Source organism: Microbacterium sp. S1037 (assembly GCF_048381605.1).
In the GTDB taxonomy this organism is placed as follows: domain Bacteria; phylum Actinomycetota; class Actinomycetes; order Actinomycetales; family Microbacteriaceae; genus Microbacterium; species Microbacterium testaceum_B.
In genome coordinates this window covers 1496673-1518545 of sequence record NZ_JBLWIG010000001.1, presented here as the reverse complement: position 1 = coordinate 1518545, position 21873 = coordinate 1496673, and the positions used below count along the sequence as shown (strand labels likewise).

23 protein-coding genes are annotated in these 21873 nt (G+C 68.9%); 12 read left to right on the top strand and 11 right to left on the bottom strand.

Annotation, left to right across the window (positions count from 1 at the left end; all coding sequences use genetic code 11):
• Positions 1 to 14: 14 nt before the first annotated feature.
• The 5 genes from glmM to ACMW4R_RS06760 all read right to left on the bottom strand — a co-directional run bounded on the left by glmM (position 15) and on the right by ACMW4R_RS06760 (position 4292).
• Positions 15 to 1370, bottom strand: a complete 1356-nt coding sequence (glmM, locus tag ACMW4R_RS06780; protein WP_418299489.1) for a phosphoglucosamine mutase — start codon at positions 1368 to 1370, stop codon at positions 15 to 17.
• 14 nt (positions 1371 to 1384) lie between these two features.
• On the bottom strand, positions 1385 to 1855 hold the full coding sequence (rpsI, locus tag ACMW4R_RS06775) for a 30S ribosomal protein S9 (RefSeq protein ID WP_058597862.1): 471 nt from the start codon (positions 1853 to 1855) through the stop codon (positions 1385 to 1387).
• Between the two features lie 24 nt (positions 1856 to 1879).
• A complete protein-coding gene (rplM, locus tag ACMW4R_RS06770; protein WP_058597861.1) occupies positions 1880 to 2326 on the bottom strand; it encodes a 50S ribosomal protein L13 in 447 nt (148 codons plus the stop codon).
• Between the two features lie 211 nt (positions 2327 to 2537).
• Positions 2538 to 3308, bottom strand: a complete 771-nt coding sequence (locus ACMW4R_RS06765; RefSeq protein ID WP_418299488.1) for a lysostaphin resistance A-like protein — start codon at positions 3306 to 3308, stop codon at positions 2538 to 2540.
• 147 nt (positions 3309 to 3455) lie between these two features.
• Positions 3456 to 4292, bottom strand: coding sequence for an alpha/beta fold hydrolase (locus tag ACMW4R_RS06760; RefSeq protein ID WP_418299487.1), 837 nt, complete (start codon positions 4290 to 4292; stop codon positions 3456 to 3458).
• 157 nt (positions 4293 to 4449) lie between these two features.
• Between ACMW4R_RS06760 and ACMW4R_RS06755 the strand changes: the two genes are divergently transcribed.
• The 5 genes from ACMW4R_RS06755 (at position 4450) to ACMW4R_RS06735 (ending at position 7789) form a co-directional block, all read left to right on the top strand.
• On the top strand, positions 4450 to 4938 hold the full coding sequence (locus ACMW4R_RS06755; RefSeq protein WP_418299486.1) for a hypothetical protein: 489 nt from the start codon (positions 4450 to 4452) through the stop codon (positions 4936 to 4938).
• Between the two features lie 51 nt (positions 4939 to 4989).
• Positions 4990 to 5469, top strand: a complete 480-nt coding sequence (locus ACMW4R_RS06750; protein WP_418299485.1) for a MarR family winged helix-turn-helix transcriptional regulator — start codon at positions 4990 to 4992, stop codon at positions 5467 to 5469.
• A 41-nt stretch (positions 5470 to 5510) separates the two neighbouring features.
• Complete coding sequence (locus tag ACMW4R_RS06745; protein ID WP_058595173.1) at positions 5511 to 5930, top strand: organic hydroperoxide resistance protein; 420 nt, start codon at positions 5511 to 5513, stop codon at positions 5928 to 5930.
• Between the two features lie 84 nt (positions 5931 to 6014).
• Entirely contained in the window at positions 6015 to 6662 is a 648-nt protein-coding gene (locus ACMW4R_RS06740) for a response regulator (protein ID WP_058595172.1), read from the top strand.
• Positions 6659 to 7789 carry a sensor histidine kinase gene (locus tag ACMW4R_RS06735; RefSeq protein ID WP_418299484.1) on the top strand — a complete coding sequence of 377 codons (1131 nt, stop codon included), beginning with the start codon at positions 6659 to 6661 and terminating at the stop codon, positions 7787 to 7789. Before ACMW4R_RS06740 ends, ACMW4R_RS06735 begins: the two co-directional genes overlap by 4 nt.
• 29 nt (positions 7790 to 7818) lie before the next feature.
• Here ACMW4R_RS06735 and ACMW4R_RS06730 read toward each other — a convergent pair whose 3' ends face one another.
• Positions 7819 to 8883 carry a PIG-L family deacetylase gene (locus ACMW4R_RS06730; RefSeq protein WP_058595170.1) on the bottom strand — a complete coding sequence of 355 codons (1065 nt, stop codon included), beginning with the start codon at positions 8881 to 8883 and terminating at the stop codon, positions 7819 to 7821.
• 218 nt (positions 8884 to 9101) lie between these two features.
• On the opposite strand from ACMW4R_RS06730, the gene ACMW4R_RS06725 reads away from it, so the two are divergent.
• The gene (locus ACMW4R_RS06725) at positions 9102 to 9383 is read left to right on the top strand and encodes a hypothetical protein (protein WP_058613850.1); all 282 of its coding nucleotides are present in this window, start codon (positions 9102 to 9104) and stop codon (positions 9381 to 9383) included.
• Positions 9384 to 9398: 15 nt separating this feature from the next.
• Here ACMW4R_RS06725 and ACMW4R_RS06720 read toward each other — a convergent pair whose 3' ends face one another.
• A complete protein-coding gene (locus ACMW4R_RS06720; RefSeq protein ID WP_418299483.1) occupies positions 9399 to 10484 on the bottom strand; it encodes a PIG-L family deacetylase in 1086 nt (361 codons plus the stop codon).
• A gap of 242 nt (positions 10485 to 10726) precedes the next feature.
• Here ACMW4R_RS06720 and ACMW4R_RS06715 point away from each other — a divergent pair, with 242 nt between their 5' ends.
• From ACMW4R_RS06715 to ACMW4R_RS06700, 4 genes are all read left to right on the top strand, one after another.
• Positions 10727 to 12286: a sugar transferase gene (locus ACMW4R_RS06715; protein WP_418299482.1), complete on the top strand. Its 1560-nt coding sequence runs from the start codon at positions 10727 to 10729 to the stop codon at positions 12284 to 12286.
• Positions 12287 to 12360: 74 nt separating this feature from the next.
• Entirely contained in the window at positions 12361 to 13686 is a 1326-nt protein-coding gene (locus tag ACMW4R_RS06710; protein ID WP_058630068.1) for a UDP-glucose dehydrogenase family protein, read from the top strand.
• A 338-nt stretch (positions 13687 to 14024) separates the two neighbouring features.
• Entirely contained in the window at positions 14025 to 16019 is a 1995-nt protein-coding gene (locus tag ACMW4R_RS06705; RefSeq protein ID WP_058627047.1) for an ABC1 kinase family protein, read from the top strand.
• A gap of 114 nt (positions 16020 to 16133) precedes the next feature.
• Positions 16134 to 16292 (top strand): hypothetical protein, encoded by a 159-nt coding sequence (locus ACMW4R_RS06700; RefSeq protein ID WP_193752611.1) that lies wholly within the window; start codon positions 16134 to 16136, stop codon positions 16290 to 16292.
• Positions 16293 to 16483: 191 nt separating this feature from the next.
• Here ACMW4R_RS06700 and ACMW4R_RS06695 read toward each other — a convergent pair whose 3' ends face one another.
• From ACMW4R_RS06695 to ACMW4R_RS06685, 3 genes are all read right to left on the bottom strand, one after another.
• Positions 16484 to 17140, bottom strand: a complete 657-nt coding sequence (locus tag ACMW4R_RS06695; RefSeq protein ID WP_193751334.1) for a hypothetical protein — start codon at positions 17138 to 17140, stop codon at positions 16484 to 16486.
• Between the two features lie 219 nt (positions 17141 to 17359).
• Positions 17360 to 17704, bottom strand: a complete 345-nt coding sequence (locus ACMW4R_RS06690; protein ID WP_418299481.1) for a hypothetical protein — start codon at positions 17702 to 17704, stop codon at positions 17360 to 17362.
• A gap of 92 nt (positions 17705 to 17796) precedes the next feature.
• Positions 17797 to 18072 (bottom strand): helix-turn-helix domain-containing protein, encoded by a 276-nt coding sequence (locus ACMW4R_RS06685; protein ID WP_058595163.1) that lies wholly within the window; start codon positions 18070 to 18072, stop codon positions 17797 to 17799.
• 45 nt (positions 18073 to 18117) lie between these two features.
• On the opposite strand from ACMW4R_RS06685, the gene ACMW4R_RS06680 reads away from it, so the two are divergent.
• On the top strand, positions 18118 to 18240 hold the full coding sequence (locus tag ACMW4R_RS06680; protein WP_418299480.1) for a hypothetical protein: 123 nt from the start codon (positions 18118 to 18120) through the stop codon (positions 18238 to 18240).
• A gap of 18 nt (positions 18241 to 18258) precedes the next feature.
• Complete coding sequence (locus tag ACMW4R_RS06675; protein ID WP_418299479.1) at positions 18259 to 19890, top strand: sugar transferase; 1632 nt, start codon at positions 18259 to 18261, stop codon at positions 19888 to 19890.
• 66 nt (positions 19891 to 19956) lie between these two features.
• On the opposite strand, the gene ACMW4R_RS06670 is transcribed toward ACMW4R_RS06675, so the two are convergent.
• Positions 19957 to 21609 (bottom strand): polysaccharide biosynthesis tyrosine autokinase, encoded by a 1653-nt coding sequence (locus tag ACMW4R_RS06670; protein ID WP_058630065.1) that lies wholly within the window; start codon positions 21607 to 21609, stop codon positions 19957 to 19959.
• Between the last annotated feature and the right edge of the window lie 264 nt (positions 21610 to 21873).

The following is a 21873-nucleotide window of genomic DNA, read 5'->3' as shown; positions in this document are numbered from 1 at the left end:
GAGGGGACGAGCGGCTACAGCGCGAGTCGCTCCCGCACGACATCGGCGAGCCGGTCGGCGTGGGCCCGCGCGACATCCTCCGACGCCGCCTCCACCATCACGCGGACGAGCGGTTCGGTGCCGGAGGCGCGCAGCAGCACGCGCCCGGAGTCGCTGAGCTCGGCCGTCGATGCGGCGACCGCCGCTTGCACGCCCTCATCGTCGACACCGTCGCGATCGACCCCGCGGACGTTCACGAGCACCTGCGGGTACACGGTCATCAGCGACGCCAGCTCGGCCAGGGTCTTGCCCTGCCGCGCCATCTCGGCGACGACGTGCAGACCCGTCAGCAGACCGTCGCCGGTCGTGGCGAAGTCGCTCATGATGACGTGCCCCGACTGCTCGCCGCCGAGGGAGTATCCGCCCTCGTTCATGGCCTCGAGCACGTAGCGGTCTCCGACGCCGGTCTGGAGGACCCGGATGCCATGGGCTTCCATCGCTCGGTGCAGACCGAGGTTGCTCATGACGGTGGCGACGAGCGTGTCGTCGACGAGCGTCCCGCGCTCCTTCATCGCGACGGCGAGGATCGCCATGATCTGGTCGCCGTCGACGACGTTGCCCTGCGCGTCCACGGCGAGGCACCGATCGGCATCTCCGTCGTGGGCGATGCCGACGTCGGCTCCGAGGCGCACGACCGTCTCGGCGAGCACGTCCAGGTGCGTCGAGCCCACGCCGTCGTTGATGTTCAGCCCGTCGGGGTCGGCACCGATCACGGTGACCGTGGCGCCCGCGTCTTTGAACGTCTCGGGCGACACACCGGCGGCGGCGCCGTGCGCGCAGTCGAGAACGACGTGGATGCCGTCGAGCCGGTGCGGCAGAGAACCGAGAAGATGCAGCACGTAGCGGTCTTCCGCGTCGGCGAAACGCCGGATACGGCCGACGTCGGCACCGGTGGGCTGGAGTCGCTGCCCTTCGAGGGCGCGCTCGATCCGCTGCTCCACGATGTCGGGGAGCTTCGTGCCGCCGCGGGCGAAGATCTTGATCCCGTTGTCGGGAGCGGGGTTGTGCGAGGCCGAGACCATCACGCCGAAATCGGCGTCACGGTCGGCGATGAGGAACGCGGTGGCGGGGGTCGGGATCACGCCGGCGTCGAGGACGTCGACACCGGAGGAAGCCAGGCCCGCGGAGACGGCGGCCGCGAGGAACTCCCCCGAGACGCGAGGATCGCGGGCGACGACGGCCGTGAGGCGACGCCCCTCGGCCTTGCGCGCCTCCGCAGAACGGCCCTGGCCCAGGACGACGGCAGTCGCCTGGGCCAGGTGCAACGCGAGCTCGGCGGTGAGGAGGCCGTTGGCCAGCCCCCGCACCCCGTCCGTGCCAAAAAGAGGCATACGGAGTTTCGAACTCAGCGCTTGGAGTACTGAGGCGCCTTGCGGGCCTTCTTGAGACCGGCCTTCTTGCGCTCCTTGACGCGAGCGTCGCGCGAGAGGAAGCCGGCCTTCTTCAGGGTCGGGCGGTTGTTCTCGGCGTCGATCTCGTTGAGCGCACGGGCGATGCCCAGGCGCAGCGCGCCGGCCTGGCCCGAGGGGCCGCCACCGGAGATGCGCGCGATCACGTCGTACGAGCCCGCGAGCTCGAGCACCGTGAACGGGTCGTTGATCAGCTGCTGGTGCAGCTTGTTCGGGAAGTAGTCCTCGATCGTGCGGCCGTTGACCGTGATCGTGCCCGAGCCGGGAACCAGACGCACGCGGGCGATGGCCTGCTTGCGGCGGCCCACGGCTGCGCCGGGAACCGAGAGCACGGGGCGCTCGGCGGCGACGACGGACTGCTCGGCCGGCGTCTCGGTGCTGTAGTTGCTGGAGTCGATGTTCGACACTGTTTCGTCCTTATCCGGCGGCGCTTACTGGGCGACCTGGTCGAAGGTGTATGCCGTGGGCTGCTGGGCACCGTGGGGGTGCTCCGCGCCGCGGTAGACCTTGAGCTTCTTGAGCTGCGCCGCGCCGAGGCTGTTCTTGGGCAGCATGCCGCGGATGGCCTTCTCGACCGCGCGGACGGGGTTCTTCTCGAGGAGTTCGTCGTAGGTGACGGACTTCAGACCGCCCGGGTAGCCCGAGTGGCGGTACGCCTTCTTGTTCTGGAGCTTCTGACCCGTGAGCGCCACCTTCTCGGCGTTGATCACGATGACGAAGTCGCCGGAGTCGATGTGGTTGGCGAAGGTCGGCTTGTGCTTGCCGCGGAGGAGGACCGCCGCGTGCGAGGCCAGGCGGCCGAGAACGACGTCGGTGGCGTCGATAACGACCCACTCGCGCGTGACCTCAGCGGCCTTGGGGGTGAAAGTGCGCGTCACAGTAGTGCTGCTTTCTTGATCGAACGGAGGAGTTCGTGAATCCCGCTCCGGTGGTCCGTTCCCGTGTCGAAGACCGGGGAACAGGGCCGGTGGAGGGCTCACGTTCGGGCAACCTGCTCGCAGAGAGGCAGGCACCAAAGATCAAGACTACGACATTCGGATGCCGACGCCAAACGGAGCGCGCACCGTCAGCCCGCGAGGGACGAGGGAGTCATCGCCAGAGAGTGCCCACCGCGACGAGGGCGATCCCCGTGGCATTGAACACGACGTGCGTGGCGACCGCCGCCCACAGCCGGCCCGTCCCGAGCACGAGGGCAGCCGTGACGACCCCCAGGAGCGCGAGTGCCCACACATCCGACACGGACGACGACGCGACGAGGAGGTGCGCGGCGACGAAGAGCACGGTCGACATGGCCGTCGCGGCCACCGCTCCCGCGAGGCGCCCCGACCACCGGCGGACGACCGTGTACGCGCACACCAGCACGACGCCCCGGAAGAAGGATTCCTCGAGGACGGGCGCGACCGCGACACCGGAGATCGCGTCGACGACGAAGCCGTCCGGGAGCGCCCCGTCGACCGTCGTCGTGGAGGGCCACGGCAGCGGGCCGCCCCCGGCTTGCGCCAGGGCGCCCTGGACGAATCGCACGACGACACCGAGGACGACGCCGTACAGGAGATCGACGACGCGGAAGTCCAGGAGACCGCGAGGGCGGGACCGGCTCCACGCCCAGACCACCGGTACCGCGAATCCGAGCCAGATGATCGCTTGCGCGGCGGTCGCGGCGATCGGAGCGGGCAGGACGAGGGAGAGCTCCCTTGCGACGAGGGCGCCGGCACCCCCGGTGGCCGTCGCCCACCCCAGCAGGCCCAGCCCCCACGGCGCCGTCGTCGCCCCGCCCTCGCGCCACGGGCGGTGGGGACGACGGCGTCGTCGTCGCCGCATCGGGGTGACGTCGCCGGGTGGGGCATCGCGGACGCTCATGAGCGTCACCGTAGAGGTGTGATCCCACGGCATCCCGGGGGCGTCCGACGGTGACGGGGCGTCACGCGTGGCGCCCGTCTATCGCTTCACCCGACCGAACCGCGGGACTCACCCGCGCGGCCGGGCTCGCACCCGGCCGCGCGAGGATCAGCGCTGCAGAAAGTCCAGGAGAACCCGGTTGAACTCTTCGACGTGGCTGACATTGACGCCGTGCGGAGCGCCGGCCACGACGTGGAGCTCGCTACCCGGGATGGCCGCGTGCGTACGCGCACCCGAGCCCTCGAAGGGCACGGTGGAATCGCTGTCGCCATGGATGACGAGCGTGGGCATGGTGACGTTGGGCAGGTCGTCGCGGAAGTCCGTGGTGGCGAACGCCTCCATCGCCTTGAGCGCTGCGTGGTGGTCGGCCTGATTCGCGAGCCGCTCCGCCTCGGCGCGGTCCGCCTCGGACACGGCGAGCGTGCCGTCGACAGAGAAGAAGTCGGTGGTGAACTGGTGGTAGAACGCCTTCTCATCGTCCTTCAGCCCCTGCTTCATGCCGTCGGCGGTCTCCTCGTCGAGCGGGCCCTCCGGGTTGTCGTCGGTCTTCGCGAGGTACGGCGGTACCGCCGCGGCGAAGACGACGCTGTGCACGCGGTCGGAACCGTGCCGGGTGAGATAGCGGGCGACCTCGCCGCCTCCCATCGAGAAACCGACGAGAGTCGCGTCGCGCAGATCCAGCGCGGCCAGAACCGCCTCGAGGTCGTCCGAGAAGGTGTCGTAGTCGTACCCCGTGCGGGGCTTGTCGCTGCGACCGAAGCCGCGACGGTCGTAGGACACGACGCGGTAGCCGGCCTCCTCGAGCGCCGGAACCTGGTGCGCCCAGGACTCCCCCGACAGGGGCCAGCCGTGGATGAGGACGACGGGGCGACCCGCGCCACCGGTGTCGTCGACGTGAAGGTCGATATCGGTCAAGAGTCCGTGGTGTGCAGTGATCTCGCTCATGACCACATCGTTCGATCCGAATCTGGACGGAAGGGGACGGTTGACGTGATGCCGACGAGTTGGTACTTCCGCACATGAACACGAAGCACACGAACACGAACTTGCCCGCGAGCGCAACGGCGAACGTGTGCGGAGAGTCCGTCACTAACCTCCCGGCATGGCATCTCTTCGTCTCCCGTTCGCGATCCTCGCGGCCGCGCCTCTCGCTCTCGGCCTGACGAGCTGCACCTCCCCCGCGACGAGCTCCGGCAGCTCGGAGACGGTCGTCTCGGCCGTCGTCCGCGCCGAATCAGAAGCGGGCGGACGCGCCTTCGATCTCGACCGCGAGGACGACGGCACGTGGGAGGTCCAGGTCGTCACGAACGGTCGAGCCGCGGATCTGCGGATCAGCGCCGACGGAGGCGAGGTCCTTTCGCGGAGGGACGCGGACACCGTCGACACCGAGGATCGGGACGCGCTCGAGAACGCGGGGACGACGATGGCGGATGCCGTACGAACCGCCGTGGCGGCCCATCGCGGCGGCGGCATCGACGAGGTCGAGATCGACCGCACCAGCGGCGAGCCGGTGTGGAAGGTGTCCTTCGACGCGGGTGCGGACATCACCATCTCGCTCGCGGACGGGAGCGTCGTGCCTTCGACCGAGTGAGGGTCGAGGGGTTTGGTTGTGCACAACTCAATTGTGTGCAATCCTTTTCTCATGCCCGCTGTCGATGCCCTCGTCTGCTTCGCGCTGTACGCCGCGAACCGCACGACGACCCAGGCCTACCGGGCTTTGCTCGAGCCCTGGAACCTGACGTACCCGCAGTACATCGCGCTCGTGACGCTCTGGAACGACGGCGACCAGACCGTCGGCAGCCTGGGCGAGGCGCTTCAGCTCGACTCGGGAACGCTGTCGCCGATGCTCGCGCGCCTGCAGGCGGCCGGGTACGTGACAAGAACCCGTGACGGACGCGACGAGCGCGTGGTCACCGTCTCCCTCACGCCGAGAGGTTACGAGCTGCGCACCGAACTCGCGCACGTGCCGCGGTGCATCGCGCAGGGCTCGGGACTTCCCGACGCCGACAGCGCACGAGACCTCATCGATGCGCTCCACCAGCTGACGGCCGCGATGCGTGAGCTGCGCGACCACCCGGATGACGCTGTCGCCGCCGAACGCGCGACGCGCGCCGCCTCCTGATCCGCTCGACAACCCCCTCGTCCCCAGAAAGGAACACATTCATGGACGTTCTCTACACCGCGGAAGCGCTGTCCACCGGTCAGGGCCGTCTCGGCCACGTCTCGGCCGGCGAGTACATCGACCTCGAGGTCGCGCCGCCCAAGGAGCTCGGCGGATCCGGCCAGGGCACCAACCCCGAGCAGCTCTTCGCCGCGGGATACGCGGCCTGCTTCCACAGCGCCCTGCACTCCGTCGCGCGCGCACAGAAGGTCAAGATCGAGGACTCCTCGGTCGGTGGCCGCGTGCAGATCGGACCCAACGGCCAGGGCGGCTACCAGCTCGCCGTCCTCCTCGAGGTCGTCCTTCCGGGCATCGAGCACGAGCTCGCCCAGCAGCTCGCCGACGCGGCACACCAGGTGTGCCCCTACTCCAACGCCACGCGCGGCAACATCGACGTCACCGTCACCGTCTCGGACGACTGATGACCAGGGCGGGGGCGCGTCACCGCCACCCCCGCCCTTCCCCCGCCCTTCGCGTCGCCCTGCGGTCGTCGTAGGGTGTGAGTCGTGATCCGGGTCGTAGTCGTCGATGATGAAGCCCTCGTCCGCTCCGGTTTCGAGCTGATCCTGGGCGCCGCACCCGACATCCAGGTCGTCGCCGCCGTGGACGGAGGAGTCGCGGTCGACACCATCCGCCGCGAACGCCCGGACGTCGTCCTGCTGGACATCCGGATGCCGGAGCGCAGCGGCCTCGACATCCTCGGCGACCTGCGACACGACACCCACCGCCCGGTCATCGGCATCCTCACCACCTTCGACACGGACGAGTACATCGCTCGCGCGCTGCACGACGGCGCTGCGGGATTCCTCGTCAAAGACACCGCGCCGGAGAACCTCGCGGCCATGGTGCGCACGCTCGCCGCCGGCGGAGTGGTGCTGTCGCCGCAGGTCTCGCGCACCCTGGTCGACGGCTACACCGGCGCGCCCGACCACGACGCCGTGCGGCGGATCGCCCTCCTGACGGATCGCGAGCGCGACGTCCTGGCCTGCCTCCCCACGGGCGAATCCAACGCCGAGATCGGCCGAAGACTGCACCTCAGCGGTGCGACCGTCAAGGACCACGTCAGCGCGATCCTGTCGAAGCTGTCCGTGTCGACGCGGCTCGAAGCGGCTCTCATCTCGGAGCGGGCACGCCCCCGTCGGCGCCGCGCATGACGCGCCTCGTCCCGCGGGCCGTCGAACGACTCAGCGGAACGCGCGGCTTCGCCGTCGTCGTCGACCTCACACTCGCTGCGGCGGCCTTCATCGACGTCGCCGTCTCGATCCCCTCGTGGTCGACGATCGAGACCGCTCTCGCTCTCATCGCGGTGGCCGGGCTCCTCGTGCGCCGCCGCCTGCCCTGGGTGTCGTTCGCACTCGTGCTTCCGGGCCTCGTCGTGGATTCCATGACGATCGCCGCCCCGATCGCCCTGTACTCGGTCGCGGTGCGGACCCGTCGCATCCCTCTGCTGGTCGTTGCGGGAGCGGTGACCTTCGGCTGCTTCCTCCTGCCCGACTGGCAGCTGCCCGCGATGGACTTCCTCGCACCGGCGTTGCTCTACGCCCTGATGTATGCCGCGACGCCCATCGCCCTCGGCGCACTCGTCCGCACGCACCGCGAGCTCTCCGACCGCGTCGCGGAGTTGTCGCTCGCGCGCGAAACGGAGCGCGCGCGGGAGAGACAGGACGTCCTGCGGCGCGAGCGCGTCCGCATCTCACGCGAGATGCACGACGTCGTCTCTCATCAGGTCAGCCTCGTCGCCGTCCAGGCCGGAGCCCTTCAGGTCTCTTCTCCCGACCCCGAGTCACGACGGATCGCCGGGGTCATCCGCTCCCTCGCGGTGCGGACGCTCGATGAGCTCCGGCAGATGGTGGGAGTACTCCGCGCCGACGGGGCGCGCACCGACTCCGCCGAACCGCAGCCCACGGTCGACGATCTCCCCCGACTCGTGCGCGAGAGCGGTCTCGAGGCGGAGCTGGACATCTCCCTCCCCACCGATCTCGCGCCTCCCCTCCAACGCGCGGTCTACCGCACCGTCCAGGAAGGCCTGACGAACGCCCGCAAGCACGCGCCCGGAGCGCGCGTCCAGGTCACGGCGACCGCCGACACCGCCGCGATCGACATCGTCATCGAGAACGACGCCGCGACCGAGCGCGGCATACACCTCCCCTCGAGCGGGACGGGCCTGCTCGGTCTCCGCGAGCGCGCCGAGCTGCTCGGAGGCCACCTCGACGCCGCGGCGCGCAGCGGCGGAGGCTACCGACTGCGCGTCACGATTCCGCGGCGCGACAGCGAGCACTGACGCCGCTGCCGCCGACGACGGCCGGGCCCTCAGCTCAAGCGGAGCTCGGACTCGCCCTTCGGGTACGACCGGCGCAACCACGCCCCGAACCCCGGCTGAGAGAGGCACGCGGCAGCATCGGCGCAGGTCACGACAGGGTCGTCCGCGGCGTACGTCTCGTAGATCCGCACCTTCGTGTCGAGAACCGCGCCGTCGACGTTGGTGGGCTCGTTCTGCGAGGGGTACCCCACGTAGTACGACATCGCTTCCGGCCCGATGCCCGCTTCCGGAGCGAGGGCTCGCACGAGCGAACCCACGGCCGAGTGGTCGGGGTGATCGCCGCGCGCGAAGGCGCTCTCGTGCGGGATGTTCGTGGTCACGTGGCTCGGCTGGGCAGCCCCCAGGAGCTCGACGATCGTCGCCGACAGGCGCGCACGGTCGTAGACGGTCGAGCCGTCCACCGATGTCAGCGTCGCCGCCGACCCGTTGATGAGCCGCGTCAGGCACACGTTGCCCGTCGCGACGAAGCCCTCGGCATCCAGACCTCCATCCGGAAGCCGCATCATCGTGAGCGAAAGACGCGGCTCGTCCGAGGGGGTGAACCGCGTGACCTGTGCGCCCGAGAGGAGCGTCAGCTTCTCCTCCTGCCAGGGCGCTGTGCTGCCGCGCATCTCGTCGTATGCGGCACGGATGCCGGCTTCTCGCTGCTCCGCGTACTCGAGGCCCTTGCCCGCGTCGCCCGCCGTGACGAACACGGCACGAACTGTACGTCCCGCGGCGATCTCCTCCGACAGCGCCGGATTGGCGAAGATGATGTCGTCGTCGGCGTGGGCCCAGATCGCCATCGCGGTGTCGGTGCCGGCAGCCTGCACAGCCGGAGAGGGCGGCAACGGGGAGGGAAGGGATGCCGGCAGGATCGGCGCGAGCGAGACCCAGGTGCCGACGGGGCCGGAGCTCCGGCGGACGTTGCGGTAGACCAGCGCACCCGCCCCGAGTCCGACGACTGCCAGCCCGCCGATGAGCAGTCCGCGCCGGGTCAGTCGAGCGCGGCGCGCGCGATCGACAGCGGGGGCGTCGGGTGCCGTGTCGGGCGAGGGATCGTCGTCAGTGCGCACGGCGGTTCCATCCTCTTCTGCTGCACCGCGCCGGTCGGGTCGCGAGACCTCCGGTTCGGTTCTTCGTCTTCCGTCTCGACGCTATCGCGGCGACCCCGGGTATCCCTGTCACTGCCCGAGAGTCCCCCCGGTCGGCGGGGTCCGGCATCCACGGCGACTCATCCGGTCCATCGACAACGCTCAGCGCACACCGAGGGAGCGCAGCCACACTCGCCTCCATGCAGACGTCCTCACCGCCGCGGTCGCTGTCGCCCGCTGCTCTGCGCGTACGCGCCGTCCTCTGGGAGTGGGATCCGATCGGAGTCCGCGATATCGGCGACGGCTGGCCCGACGACGAATACGACGACCTCATCGTGCCGATCCTCGAGGCCCTGGCATCCGACCCCACTGCCGACGAGCTCGCGGCCGATCTGCGTTCGGTGATCGAGATCGACTACGGCCTGCCCACGCCGGACGGATGCCACGAGGTCGCGGTGTCTCTGCTCCGCCTCCGGGACTGAGCCGTACCCACGGACTCAGGGCATCTGCAGTTCAGCCTCGGTCTTGGGGTAGGACCGCCGGAGCCACTCGCCGAACTTGCGCGTCTTGAGACACCCATCGCGGTCGGCGCAACGGATGACGTCGTCCTGTTGGGTGTAGACCCGGTAGACCTCCACCTTGGTGTCGAGGGCCGCCCCCTCGATGTTGCGGGGCAGATTCTCGGACGGATAACCCACGAAGTAGCGCAGCCCCGGGCCGGCGTCCGCGGTCGGTCCGATCGCGTCACGCACGAGGGTGCCGACGACCGAGTGGTCAGGATGATCGCCGGGCGCGAACGCGCTACCCCGCGGAATGTGGGTCAGCGTCTGGGAGGGGTGGAACGCCTCGGCGAGCTCCGCGAGACTCGCGGTGAGCTGAGCGCTGCTCAGCGCGGGGCCGCCGTCGATGGGAGCGAGCGAGGCGATCGACCCGTCGAGCAGTTTGCTCAGCGTCGCGTACCCGGTCGCCGCGAAGCCTCCGTCGGTGATGTTGCCGTCGGGGAGACGGACGAAGAGGACGGACACCCGGGGGTCTCCCTGCGGCGTCAGACGATCGACGCGCATCCCCGCGTCCAGGGTGATCTCGGTCTCGTCCCAGAGCCCCTCTTCTCCTCGCATGACGTTGTAGGCGCGCAGGATGCCGAGCTCTCGCGCTCGGGTGTAATCCATGCCGCGGCCGGCGTCGCCCGCGGTGACGAAGACGGTGCGGACGCAGTCACCCGCCGCGATCGCCTCCGAGATCGTCGGGTTGGCGAAGATGATGTCGTCATCCGGGTGCGCCCAGATCGTGAGAAGGGTGTCACCACCGGCACAGGGCTGAGCGACCGGCGACGTCGGAGTCGGTGTCGGAGTCGCAGTCGCAGTCGGTGTCGGTGTCGGTGTCGGGGAATCAGCCGGGCCCGGCGACTCGCCCCGCGAGGACGGCGTCGAGACCGCGGTGGGGGCGGAAGCGGCGAAGCGATCGAGCACGATCGGCACGGCGATGGCGGCGGCCGCGACGGCGACGACCGCGACGACCGCGACGAGGAGGGCGGCGCGGCGGCGTTTTCTCGCGCGTGCGGAGCGCGTTCGCGTACGCGTCATCGATGGTCCTTTCGGCCGCGGCGCATCCGTCGAGGGCCTGCGATCATCCGTTGCCCGAGTGTAACGACACCGCTTTCCGTCACCGCGAGACGCCTTCCGGACGGGAGCAAGGTGACCGGATCGCGCGTGTTCCCGAAACATCGCATTCACCCGAGGGTGATTCACTGGGTGAGATCCGCCTGTTATCGTTCAGCGGGGAGAAAGTGAATTTTCAGGCACCCTGGGGGAAAGGCCTAAGCACTGTGACGTCTGACCTGAGAGTCGACGCGACATCGGCGTCGCAGGACAGCTACGGCGGCATCGCCGACGCCGATGAGCAGATCCCTGTTACCCCGGCGCCGACGACCGTGGCCGCACACCCGCGGGATCGCTGGCGCCTGCGCTATCGCCGCAATCTCTTCCTCACCGACCTCGCCGCCCTGGTCTGGGTCGTCTACGGCACCCAGCTGGTCTGGTTCGGTACCGGCAACGTCGCCGTCGCCGCCAGCAAGGACGGTCGCATCACCGACCTGTCGTACTGGATCTTCTCCGCGATCCTGATCGTCGCGTGGATGTGGGCGTTGTCGTTCGTCGACTCGCGCAGCGACCGCGTCATCGGCACCGGCTCCCAGGAGTACGTGCGGATCGTCGATTCGAGCTTCCGTGTGTTCGGCGCCGTCGCGATCCTCGCCTTCCTGACGCAGATCGACGTCGCTCGCGGTTACCTGCTCATCTCGCTCCCCGCCGGGATCGCCGTCCTCATCTTCACGCGGTGGCTCTGGCGCCAGTGGCTCATCGTCCAGCGGTCGCAGGGCAAGTACTCCGCCAACGTGCTCCTGGTCGGATCGTTGACGTCCGTCACCCAGCTGGCGCGCGAGTTCGCGCGCACCCCGAGTGCCGGTTACCGCGTCGTCGGGGCGTGCGTGCCCAACGGGAAGATCGCCGACGTGATCCCCGGGACGACCATCCCCGTCATGGGTCACGTCGGTGACATCGGACGGGCTCTGTCCGTCACGGGCGCCGATACCGTCGCCGTCACGAGCGCCGACGAGCTCCCCGCCGACAAGGTGAAGCAGATCTCGTGGAGCCTGGAAGCCGGGCGTCAGCACCTCGTGCTGGCCCCCAGCATCATCGACATCGCCGGTCCGCGCCTGCACACCCGACCGGTCGCGGGTCTCCCCCTCATCCACGTGGAGACCCCGCGCTTCTCGCGCGGGCAGGTGTTCCTCAAGCGGACCGTCGACCTCGTCGCGAGCGTGACGGGCGTCATCCTGCTCAGCCCGGTCCTCGCCTTCCTCGCCATTGCCGTGCGCCTCTCCAGCACAGGGCCGGTGTTCTTCCGCCAGACGCGCGTCGGGTATCACGGCAACGAGTTCACGATGATCAAGTTCCGCTCGATGGTCGTCAACGCCGAGGACCTTCTTCACGATCTCGCCGCGCAACAACGCGACTCCGGCAACGAGGTCCTGTTCAAGATGAAGAACGACCCCCGCGTGACGCCGATCGGCCGGGTGATGCGCAAGTTCAGCCTCGACGAGCTGCCCCAGCTCTTCAACGTGATCGGCGGTTCGATGTCGTTGGTGGGTCCCCGACCTCCGCTGCCGTCCGAGGTGGCCCAGTACGCGGATCACGTCCACCGCCGGTTCCTCGCCAAGCCCGGAATCACCGGGCTCTGGCAGGTCAGCGGCCGCTCGTCGCTCTCGTGGGAGGAATCCGTCCGACTCGACCTGTCCTACGTTGAGAACTGGACGCTCCTCGGCGACTTCGTCATTCTCGGCAAAACCGCTCGCGCCGCCCTGGCGCCGGGCGACACCGCCGCGTGAAATCCCCGCGTGTCCGCGGGTCCGCGACAGGATGCATCCGCGTCGCGTCGACAAGAATCTGAAAGGCTTTCATCGTGCGTTTGTCTGTAGTGGGGTGCGGTTACCTGGGTGCGGTGCACGCGGCGGCGATGGCATCCATCGGCCATGAGGTCGTGGGCATCGATGTCGACGAGCGCAAGATCGCCGCGCTGGGCAAGGGCGAGGCGCCTTTCTTCGAGCCCGGGCTGCAGGAGATCCTGACCGAGGGCATCGCGTCGGGCCGACTCTCCTTCACGACCGACATGTCCGCCGCGCAGGGGGCCAAGGTCCACTTCATCGGCGTGGGTACCCCGCAGCAGGCGGGTGGGTACGCGGCCGACCTCACCTATGTGAACGCCGCCGTCGACGGACTGCTCCCGTACCTGTCCGAGGGCGATCTCGTGGCCGGGAAGTCGACCGTTCCGGTCGGCACCGCCGCGACGCTCGCCCCGCGGGTGAGTGAGACGGGGGCGACCCTGGTGTGGAACCCGGAGTTCCTCCGGGAGGGATGGGCCGTCCAGGACACGATCGACCCCGACCGACTGGTGGCCGGCGTCCCGTTCTCGGAGGGCGTCGCGACTGCCGAGGGTGAGCGAGCCGCTCAGATCCTCCGCGAGGTCTACCACCCCTCGATCGCGAAGGGTACGCCGTTCATCGTCACGGACTACGCCACCGCCGAGCTCGTGAAGGTCTCGGCCAACGCCTTCCTGGCGACGAAGATCAGCTTCATCAACGCGATCGCCGAGATCGCCGAGGTCACCGGGGCCGACGTGACGACCCTGGCCGACGCGATCGGGCACGACGCCCGTATCGGTCGTCGCTTCCTCGGGGCCGGTATCGGTTTCGGTGGCGGGTGCCTGCCGAAGGACATCCGCGCCTTCTCGGCGCGCGCCGAAGAACTCGGGCGCGGCGAGTCCGTCGCCTTCCTGCGCGAGATCGACGCCATCAACCTCCGTCGACGCGACCGTGCGGTCGACCTGACGAGCGAGGCCCTGGGCGGCTCGGTCTACCAGAAGAAGGTCACCGTGCTCGGCGCGGCCTTCAAGCCGCACAGCGACGACATCCGCGACTCCCCCGCCCTCGACGTCGCGGTTCGCCTGCACGGTCTGGGCGCCGACGTCACTCTGACGGACCCCGCGGCGATCGAGAACGCGCAGCGCATCCACCCGCAGTTGACCTACGTGCACGACCGTGACGAGGCGCTCCAGGACGCGGATGCCGTCATCGTCGTCACCGAATGGGACGAGTACCGTCATCAGCTCGATCCGGCGCACGCGGCCACGCTCACCCGGGGACACATCGTGATCGACGGCCGCAACTGCCTCGACGCGTCCGCGTGGCGCGCCGCGGGCTGGACGTACCACGGCATGGGTCGCCCCTGATCTCAGCGCTCCCGTCGGACGCCTCGGCATGGGCCGAGGCGTCCGACGTTTCACCGCGTGTCCTGTGGCGCGGCACGGATGGCCCGTGTGGACAACACCGCATCCTTCGCATGCGCATGTAAGAATGCATACCCACCCGAAGGACACGCATGCTCTCGACACTTCACCTCTCCGTACCGCAGACATCGTCAGACGACGACAGTGACCGGGGATTCGCTCCTCGATGCCCGTCGTGCCTCACCATGCTGGTCGAGAACTCTTCCCGCAGGTTCGCCCACTGGTCCTGCGGAAGCTGCGGGCATATCCGCATCTCCTGACGCTGCCGCTACGCTGACCCCGTGGTCGTCAGCCTCCTCATCTCCGTCGCCGCCATCGTTTCGGCGGTGCTCGTGGGGTTCGTCGCCCGCCGCATCCTCGGGACCGCAGTCGGCTGGCCCCGCAGCATCGTCGTCGGGCTGCTGGTCTTCTTCGTCGGCGTCCCCGTCGCGGAGTGGACCCTCCGACAGACGGGCACCTCCCCCGACGCCGCGGGAAACGTGGGACTCTGGCTCGCCCTGATCGCCCTCGCCATCGCATGGGCCTTCGCGATCGGCGTGGCAGCGCTGGTGGCGAGCGAGGCGATCTTCCCCACACGCCCCCTTCCCAACCCCGTCGACCTCGTTCGGGCCGCACTGCGGCAACGCAAGCGCACCCGCCGCTACCTCGAGATCCTCGCGATCGCCTCCCGACACGGCGTGGGGTGGCTGTTCCACGGCGGTCACGCACGGGTCGAACAAGAGCTGAGCACCGCGGAGGAGCGCGCCAACGCGATCGTCGCGACCATCAACGACGCCGGCGTCAGCTTCGTCAAGCTCGGCCAGGTGCTCTCGACCCGTCGCGACCTCATCCCCGAGCCATACCTCAGCGCTCTGTCGACCCTGCAGACCAAGGCGACGACCCTGCCCTGGGAGACGGTGCGCGAGGTGATCGAGACTGACCTCGGCACCTCGATCGACGAGGTCTACGCCGAGGTCGATCGTGCGCCGCTCGCGGCCGCCTCCGTGGCTCAGGTCCACCGAGCACGGCTGCTCGACGGGACCGAAGTGGTGGTGAAAGTCCAACGTCCCGCCGCCCGTGCGCAGGTGGAAGCGGATGCCGACATCATCGGGAGACTCGCTCATCGCGCCGAGGCCCGCACGCGGGTGGGGAAAGACCTTCACATCGCGTCGGTCGCGCGGGGCTTCACCGCGACGCTCCTGGAGGAGCTCGACTATCGCATCGAGGCCCGCAACACCGACATGATCCGCTCCACCCTCGAGCGGATCGACAGGGCGGAGCCCGATCGCCGAGGCCTCGTCTCCGTTCCACGGGTCTTTCCCGACGCGAGCGGACCGCGGGTTCTGACGATGGACCTGGTCGACGGCGCCGCACTGAGCGATTCCGCCGAGCTCCTCGCGGCGCTCGGACCCGAGCAACGGGATCGGCTCGCTCAGGTGCTCATGTCCACGGTCATCGAGCAGATCCTCGTGTACGGCGTCTTCCACGCCGACCTCCACCCGGGCAACGTCCTTCTGAAGGGCGACGGCACCCTGGGACTCATCGACTTCGGAGCGGTGGGGATCATCGAGCGCAGCCGACGCGAGCACATGACGGCCCTGCTGCTGGCCGCCCTGAGCGAGAACGACGTGGCGGCCACCGACGCGCTTCTCCTCATCGTCGACGCCCCCGACGACGTCGATCTGGAAGCATTCCGGCACGATGTCGGAATCGTCCTCACGACCGAGCACTTGCGGACCGGCGGCCAGGGGTCGATCTTCACACGCATGGTAGACGTCATCCGTCAGCACCGCATTGCCCTTCCCGGTGAGCTCGCGTCTGCATTCCGCAGCTTCGCGACCCTCGAGGGGTGCCTGCGCGTGATCGTCGATGACTTCGACATGGTGGGGCGCGCACTGCCGTTGATGCCGACACTGCTGCGGCGAACCCTGTCCGTGACGCGTCTGGCGACGGACCTCCAAGCTGCGACCGTGATCTCGATGGCGCGCATCCAGCGGATGCCGCGGCGCCTCGAGGCTCTTCTGACGGGAATCGAGAAGGGCTCGATCGGTGTCACCCTTCGCTCCGAGGACGGGAAGGATGCCGGCGGCATCCTCAACCGGGTCACGGCCGAGGCTGCATCGACTCTCGTCTCCATCGCGGCGGTGGTGATCGCCGTCGTCCTCATCATCTCCGGCGGGGGTCCCGTCCTCGGCGGATCCGTCACCCTCTTCGCGGTACTCGGTGCGGTGATCGGGTTGTTCGGCTTCCTCGGACTGCTTCGCATCGTGCGACGGACATTCGGCGGTCGCGGCTGAAGAATCGTCGATCTTTCGTCGCGCCGATGCGCCTGCTCTACGCCCGGCGCCACTACTGTGAGCAGCAGTAGTCACCTCGTCGTTGCACCACCCGGACTCCAAAGGAGAAGTCCCATGGTCGTCATTTTCCTGGTCGCCCTGCTCGCGTGGATCGTCATCTCGCTCGGCGCCGGCATCGGCCTCGGCCGCATGATGGCGCGCGCCGAGACGGAGGATGGCCGCGTACCGTCCCTGGCCGGCGGACCGACCCGAACCCCCGCCGCGCGACTCTGACTTCACCCGCCTCTCCGCGAGGGAGAAGCTCGGGCGTCGGGCCCGACGTGGGGCATGCCCGTTGGCCGTGCGGCCACTCGTTGCCGGCGGACAGCCATGACGACCTCCGCCGGCTGGCTCGTCGCCGCCGATGACACCGGAGCAGCGAGCACAAGCCCTGCAGCGTGAAGGTCTCTCAGATCCGCGGGCGTTCAGCGTGGGGTTCGGGTCGACTCACGGTACTCTCTGCGCGTCATCGGTCCAACGGGAACGTGGCCGGTCCCGCTCGGGATGAACAGGTCGGACGTGGCCTCGACGATCGCATCAACGGCACTCGTGGCGCTTCTCTCGAAGTCGGCCCACACCGCATGCCCCTGTCCGATCGGGTCGACGATATCGTCTTCGCTTCGATCGACGTGACGATCCAGAACACGAGCGCGGGAGACGGCGGAGAGCAGAGCCGGCCACGTAGCCACCGCGCTCGTCGAGCGTGCGGCGCCGGCGAGTCGCGCGAACTCGCGAACGGTGAAGACCGTCGCCACGAGGTCGGGGCGCATCCCCAGAACCACCCGTCGGTGCACCCGCTCAGCGCACAGCACGACGGTCCCCGAGCGGAGCATCCGGTCGCCCAAGGGCCGCGTCCGATGCTCCTCAAGCGAGAAACCCATCGCGAGCGCGAGGCTGCGTGCACCCGGCTCAGCGCGGAGCCCCGTTCGGGCCGCGGTTCCCGCGCTCTCGAGCTCGACCCTCTCGACCCCCTTCTCCGCGAGCCGCTGGCGTAGGAGGTTCTCGACGAACGGCGAGCGGATCGCGTTCGCCGTGCAGACGACGATCACGTGGGCCGCGGGCAAGGAACGGGGCGGGGACATCGAGGGGCTCCTTCCGCGTGGCAGCTCCACGCTCCCCCAGTCAAACGCAGGTCGCTTGCGACGCGCGGCCGCCGTCGCCCTCCTGAGGAAGGACGAATTCTCGGGTGAAATCAGCACGCAGCAGTGCACGGCCATCCCGACGTCGAACGATCTGCGCGCGCGTCGCGGAAGAGCGACGCCGCGCGCTTCCAGGCGTTACGCAACCGCCCCGTGCCCCGCTCACCCAGCCTCGTTCCGAAACGCCGCGGCGATATCAGGATCTTCACACAGAAGCCTGCCGAGAACGCGCGCGGCCTCGGTGTCGATCGCGACCATGCGTCCAGCACCGAACTCGAGGGCGACCCAGGTTTCACGGTCGTCGGGGCCACGGACCAGACCCACTTCGACGTCTGTCGCCATGCCACCGCCGGCGATGACCCCCTCCCGAACCCGTGCCGGAAAGCCCGCACCGGCACTTCGATGTGTCTCATCGTCCGGGTGGACGGTCCGACCGTGCTCCGTCGTGCACCACACGAAAGCACACCTCTCCGGTTTCGGAGAGTGCTTCGCGGGGATTGAGTTCATGCCTGACACCTCTCTCGCTGAGTCGTCGCCGCGCGACGACCCGATCATCGGTGGGCACACGGAGAGTGAACCACGACCCTCCGACATCGAGGTCAACGCCCGGGCGCCACCCCTCCTGGCCTCTCGGGAATCAACTCGTCCAGGGACAGGTCGAGCACTTCCGCCAGCACGACGAGCGTCTTCAGACGTGGGTTGGCGGGCGTCCCCGGGTTGGACTCGCCTTTCTCGAGCTTTCGATAGGTGAAGGTCGCAAGACCTGCCGCGTGGGCGACGTGCTCTTGGGAGAGTCCGCGCGTCGCGCGGGCGCGAAGAAGTCGCTTTCCCAGCTCCTGGGCGAAGTCGTTCCACGGGTCCGGCGCATCGTTCATCTCCCCAGCTTGATCTGCGGTTTACGCGAACATGAACATGTTTACATGCCGGGGCGCATCATCGACCTCCGCAGGTCTGCCGACGAGGCGCTGGTGAAGGATCCCCAGAGCCGGGTGATTGTTCAGGGGATCAGCGTCGACATCCTCCGCGGTGCCGCCAGGCCGTGAGGGTTCGCACGGCCGGTCATGCTCGTTCCTCGACACAAGCGACTTCACCCGGCCTCGAGTTCGATCGGCCGGGTCGAGAGCGCCCCCGGCGAATGGCACAGTTCCGAGGCCCGCCGCATTCCTCCCGACCCCGCGGCGGTCGCCTTCCCGGCCCTCGCCACCGTCAGTGGAGCATTCATGAACTTCGCCGCCTCAACCTTGACTTCACCTTCTTCCGCTCCACTCACGCTCCCCCGGAGTGCTACGGGAACGCCGTGGGAGCGCCGTTACGCTCGGCTCCTCGTCCTCGTCGACACGGTCGTCGTGCTGGCCGCGGTCTTCGGGGCACAGCTGCTCTGGTTGGGACCTCATCCGATCGAGGTCAGCGCACTGCCCGTGAGCTACACGGCTGTCTCCGTTCTGCTCTCCGCAGCGTGGCTCGTGGCTCTCGCACTGAGCGGGAGCAGGCATCGTCGAGTCATCGGACACGGTATCGCCGAGCATCGACTGATCATCGGGGCATCGCTACAGCTGTTCGGCCTCATCGCGATCGGGGTCTACTTGGGAGGCGTCGACCTGTCGCGCGGCTATTTCCTCCTGAGCCTGCCGGTCGGCACCGCCGTCCTGCTCGGCATGCGGACGGCGTGCCGATCATGGCTCGTGCGCCGACGGCGACATGGCGCGATGACAACACGCGTGGTCCTGGTGGGCGGGCAACAGGAGAACTCCCGCGTCGCCGCCGAACTCCGACGTCGACCAGAGGTCGGCTTCGTCGTCGTCGGCGTACACGCCCTCAGCGACGACGCCCTCCGCAGCGGGTGGGACGGGCATCAAGCACGCCTCCTCCGCGAGCGGCTCGAGGACCTCGACGCCGACAGCGTCCTGATCACCGGCAGCGCACATCTCGAACCGCAAGACATCCGGCGCATCGGATGGGGCCTGGAGCCGGGACGCGAGCACCTCATCGTCGCCCTCAATCTGGTCGACGTGGCGGGACCGCGCATCCACACGCGACCGGTCGCCGGTCTTCCTCTCGTGCACATCGAGACACCTCAGTACTCCGCCGCGCAACGAGTCCTGAAACGTGCGTTCGACATCGTCGGCTCGGCGACGCTGATCCTGCTCCTCTCGCCCGTCCTGCTCACCGTCGCCGCCCTCGTGCGGATGTCCGGCCCCGGGCGCATCCTCTTCCATCAACAGCGGGTCGGCCAAGGCGGAGCGCACTTCGGAATGCTCAAGTTCCGCTCGATGGTCGACGGTGCCGACGCGCGCCTACGTGAGCTGCTGGTCGAACAGGGAAGAGATGGGACGCCCCTGTTCAAGGTCGAGAACGACCCGCGTGTGACACCGATCGGAAGGTGGCTGCGCAAGTACTCCCTCGACGAACTGCCGCAGCTGTTCAACGTCCTTCGCGGCCACATGAGCCTGGTCGGGCCCCGCCCACAGCGTGATGCGGAAGTCGCGTTCTACGACGACGATGCGCGCCGGCGCCTCATCGTCCGACCGGGAATGAGCGGACTGTGGCAAGTCAGCGGTCGGTCGGCACTCGCGTGGGACGACGCCATCCGACTCGATCTGTTCTACGTCGAGAACTGGTCGCTGATGGGCGACATCGTCATCCTGGCGCGAACTCTCAAGGCAGTGGTCGCTCCCGGGGCGACGGCGCACTGACGACGGCATGAAGGAGGGCGCCGATCCGATACGGGATCGGCGCCCTCCTTCATGCCGGTGAGGAGATCACGAGCGACGACGGCGACGATTGTCAGCCGCGCCCTCCGGTGTGGCTCCGGACGCCGCGGCGACAGCCGCGCCCTGTTCACCCGCCAGTTCACCTGACTGCGCGGGAGCGGTCCTCTTCTGCGACAGAGTCCGCAGACCGCTGACGTTGTCGGGCGGGAGGTCCGAGCGGCGCCGCGGGCCGGGATCGCCCTCGATCTCGATGTCGCCATCGCGCGCTCGCCGCGAGCCGCTGAACCCTCCCCGCCGCCACCACGCGCGTTGCGGATCCGCGGGCACGCCATAGCCGTAGTACCCCCCGTATTGCGCTCCGTAATAGCTCGAATCCGCGCCTCGGAGTGGCATGCGGTTCAAGACGACGCCGAGCAGTCGACCCCGCGTCTTCTCGATGTTCTCCGAAGCGCGAACGAGCATGTCGTCCGTGGTGCGTCCGGCGGTGACGACGAGAACGGCACCGTCCGCCCAGCTCGCGATCACCGCGGCATCCGCGACGGCGAGGGTGGGAGGAGAGTCGATGACGACGATCATGTCGTCCGCGAGCCTCCGGGTGAGCTGCTGCATGCGCTGAGAGCCGACCATCTCCGTGGGGTTGGGAGGCGTACGACCGGCCGCGACGACGAAGAGGCGACCATGCTCATCGACCTGATGAGCCACCTGCTCGATGCGTGCGCGTCCGGCCAGCACATCCGAGAGGCCGACGTCATCCGAGAAGCCGAAGATCCCGCCCAGCACGGGGCGGCGCATGTCCGCGTCGATGAGGATCACGGACTGGCCGGTCGCCGCGATGCTCACCGCGAGATTCGCCGCGGTGGTCGACTTCCCATCGCCCGGGAGCGGGCTCGTGATCACGATGACCCGCGCGGGGTGGTCGACGTCGACGTACTGGAGGTTGGTGCGGAGCTCGCGCATCGCCTCCTTGTGTGCGAAGGAGCCCCGCCCGTCCCGGATGTCGTCGAACGAGAACACGGCGCGTCCGGATGCCAGTTCCTTCTCGACCGGCAGCACGCCGATCACGGAGGCGTCGACCGCCTCCGTGATATCGCGGACCGAGCGCAGGCGCCGGTCGAACGCGCGCCGCACGAGCGCGAAGACGATGCCCAGAACCGCTCCGCCGATGGCTCCGAGAGCCACGGCGAGTCGAACGTTCGGAGACGACGGCGACGTCGGGAGACGGGCGGAATCCCCCGCGATCAACTGGACCGCCCCCTCACCCGAGCCAGGGGATTGCAGGCCACTCACCTCCTTGGTCATGCCGCGGATCCACGCCTCCGCCAGGTCCCGCGCAGACTCCGGTGTCGGCCCGCTGGCCTGGACCTTCACGTTGACCGTGTCGACCGGGTTGGACACCTGGATGCGCTGCACCAGCGATTCCGGACTGTCCGTCAGGCCCAGATCCTCCCGGGCGGACTCTGCGACACTGCGCCAGTACCCCATGTCGATGAACGACTTGACCTTCGACAGCGCCAACTGGTCGCCGGCGAGAGCCGCCCCGGTGGAATTGTCGGAGGTCACCGCGGCCACGTAGCCGCTGGCATCCGCCGTATACACACGGGGCTGCAGCGCGCTCCAGCCCAGACCGACTAGGCCGCCGGCGACGGTCAGGGCGACGATCGCCTTCCAGTAGGCCCGCAGAACGCGAACCACCCGCTGCATATCCACTCGATCCCGCCTTTCGCACGCCCGGCGACGGTCCGCCGAGCCGGACGCAGCATAGGCAGACGCGAGGTCCACCCCTCGACGCCCCTCACCGGAAGCGCCCCGGGCGAGGGACCGCGAAACACCGCCGCGCCACGCCCGACGGGGCGGAGAGTGTGATGCGGAGAGGGTGACGAAGGGATGACGCGGGGGATGAAAGACCCCCTCGCGTGAGGGGAGTCGAACGGATCACCCCCAATGATCAGCAGTGCGCGCCATCAC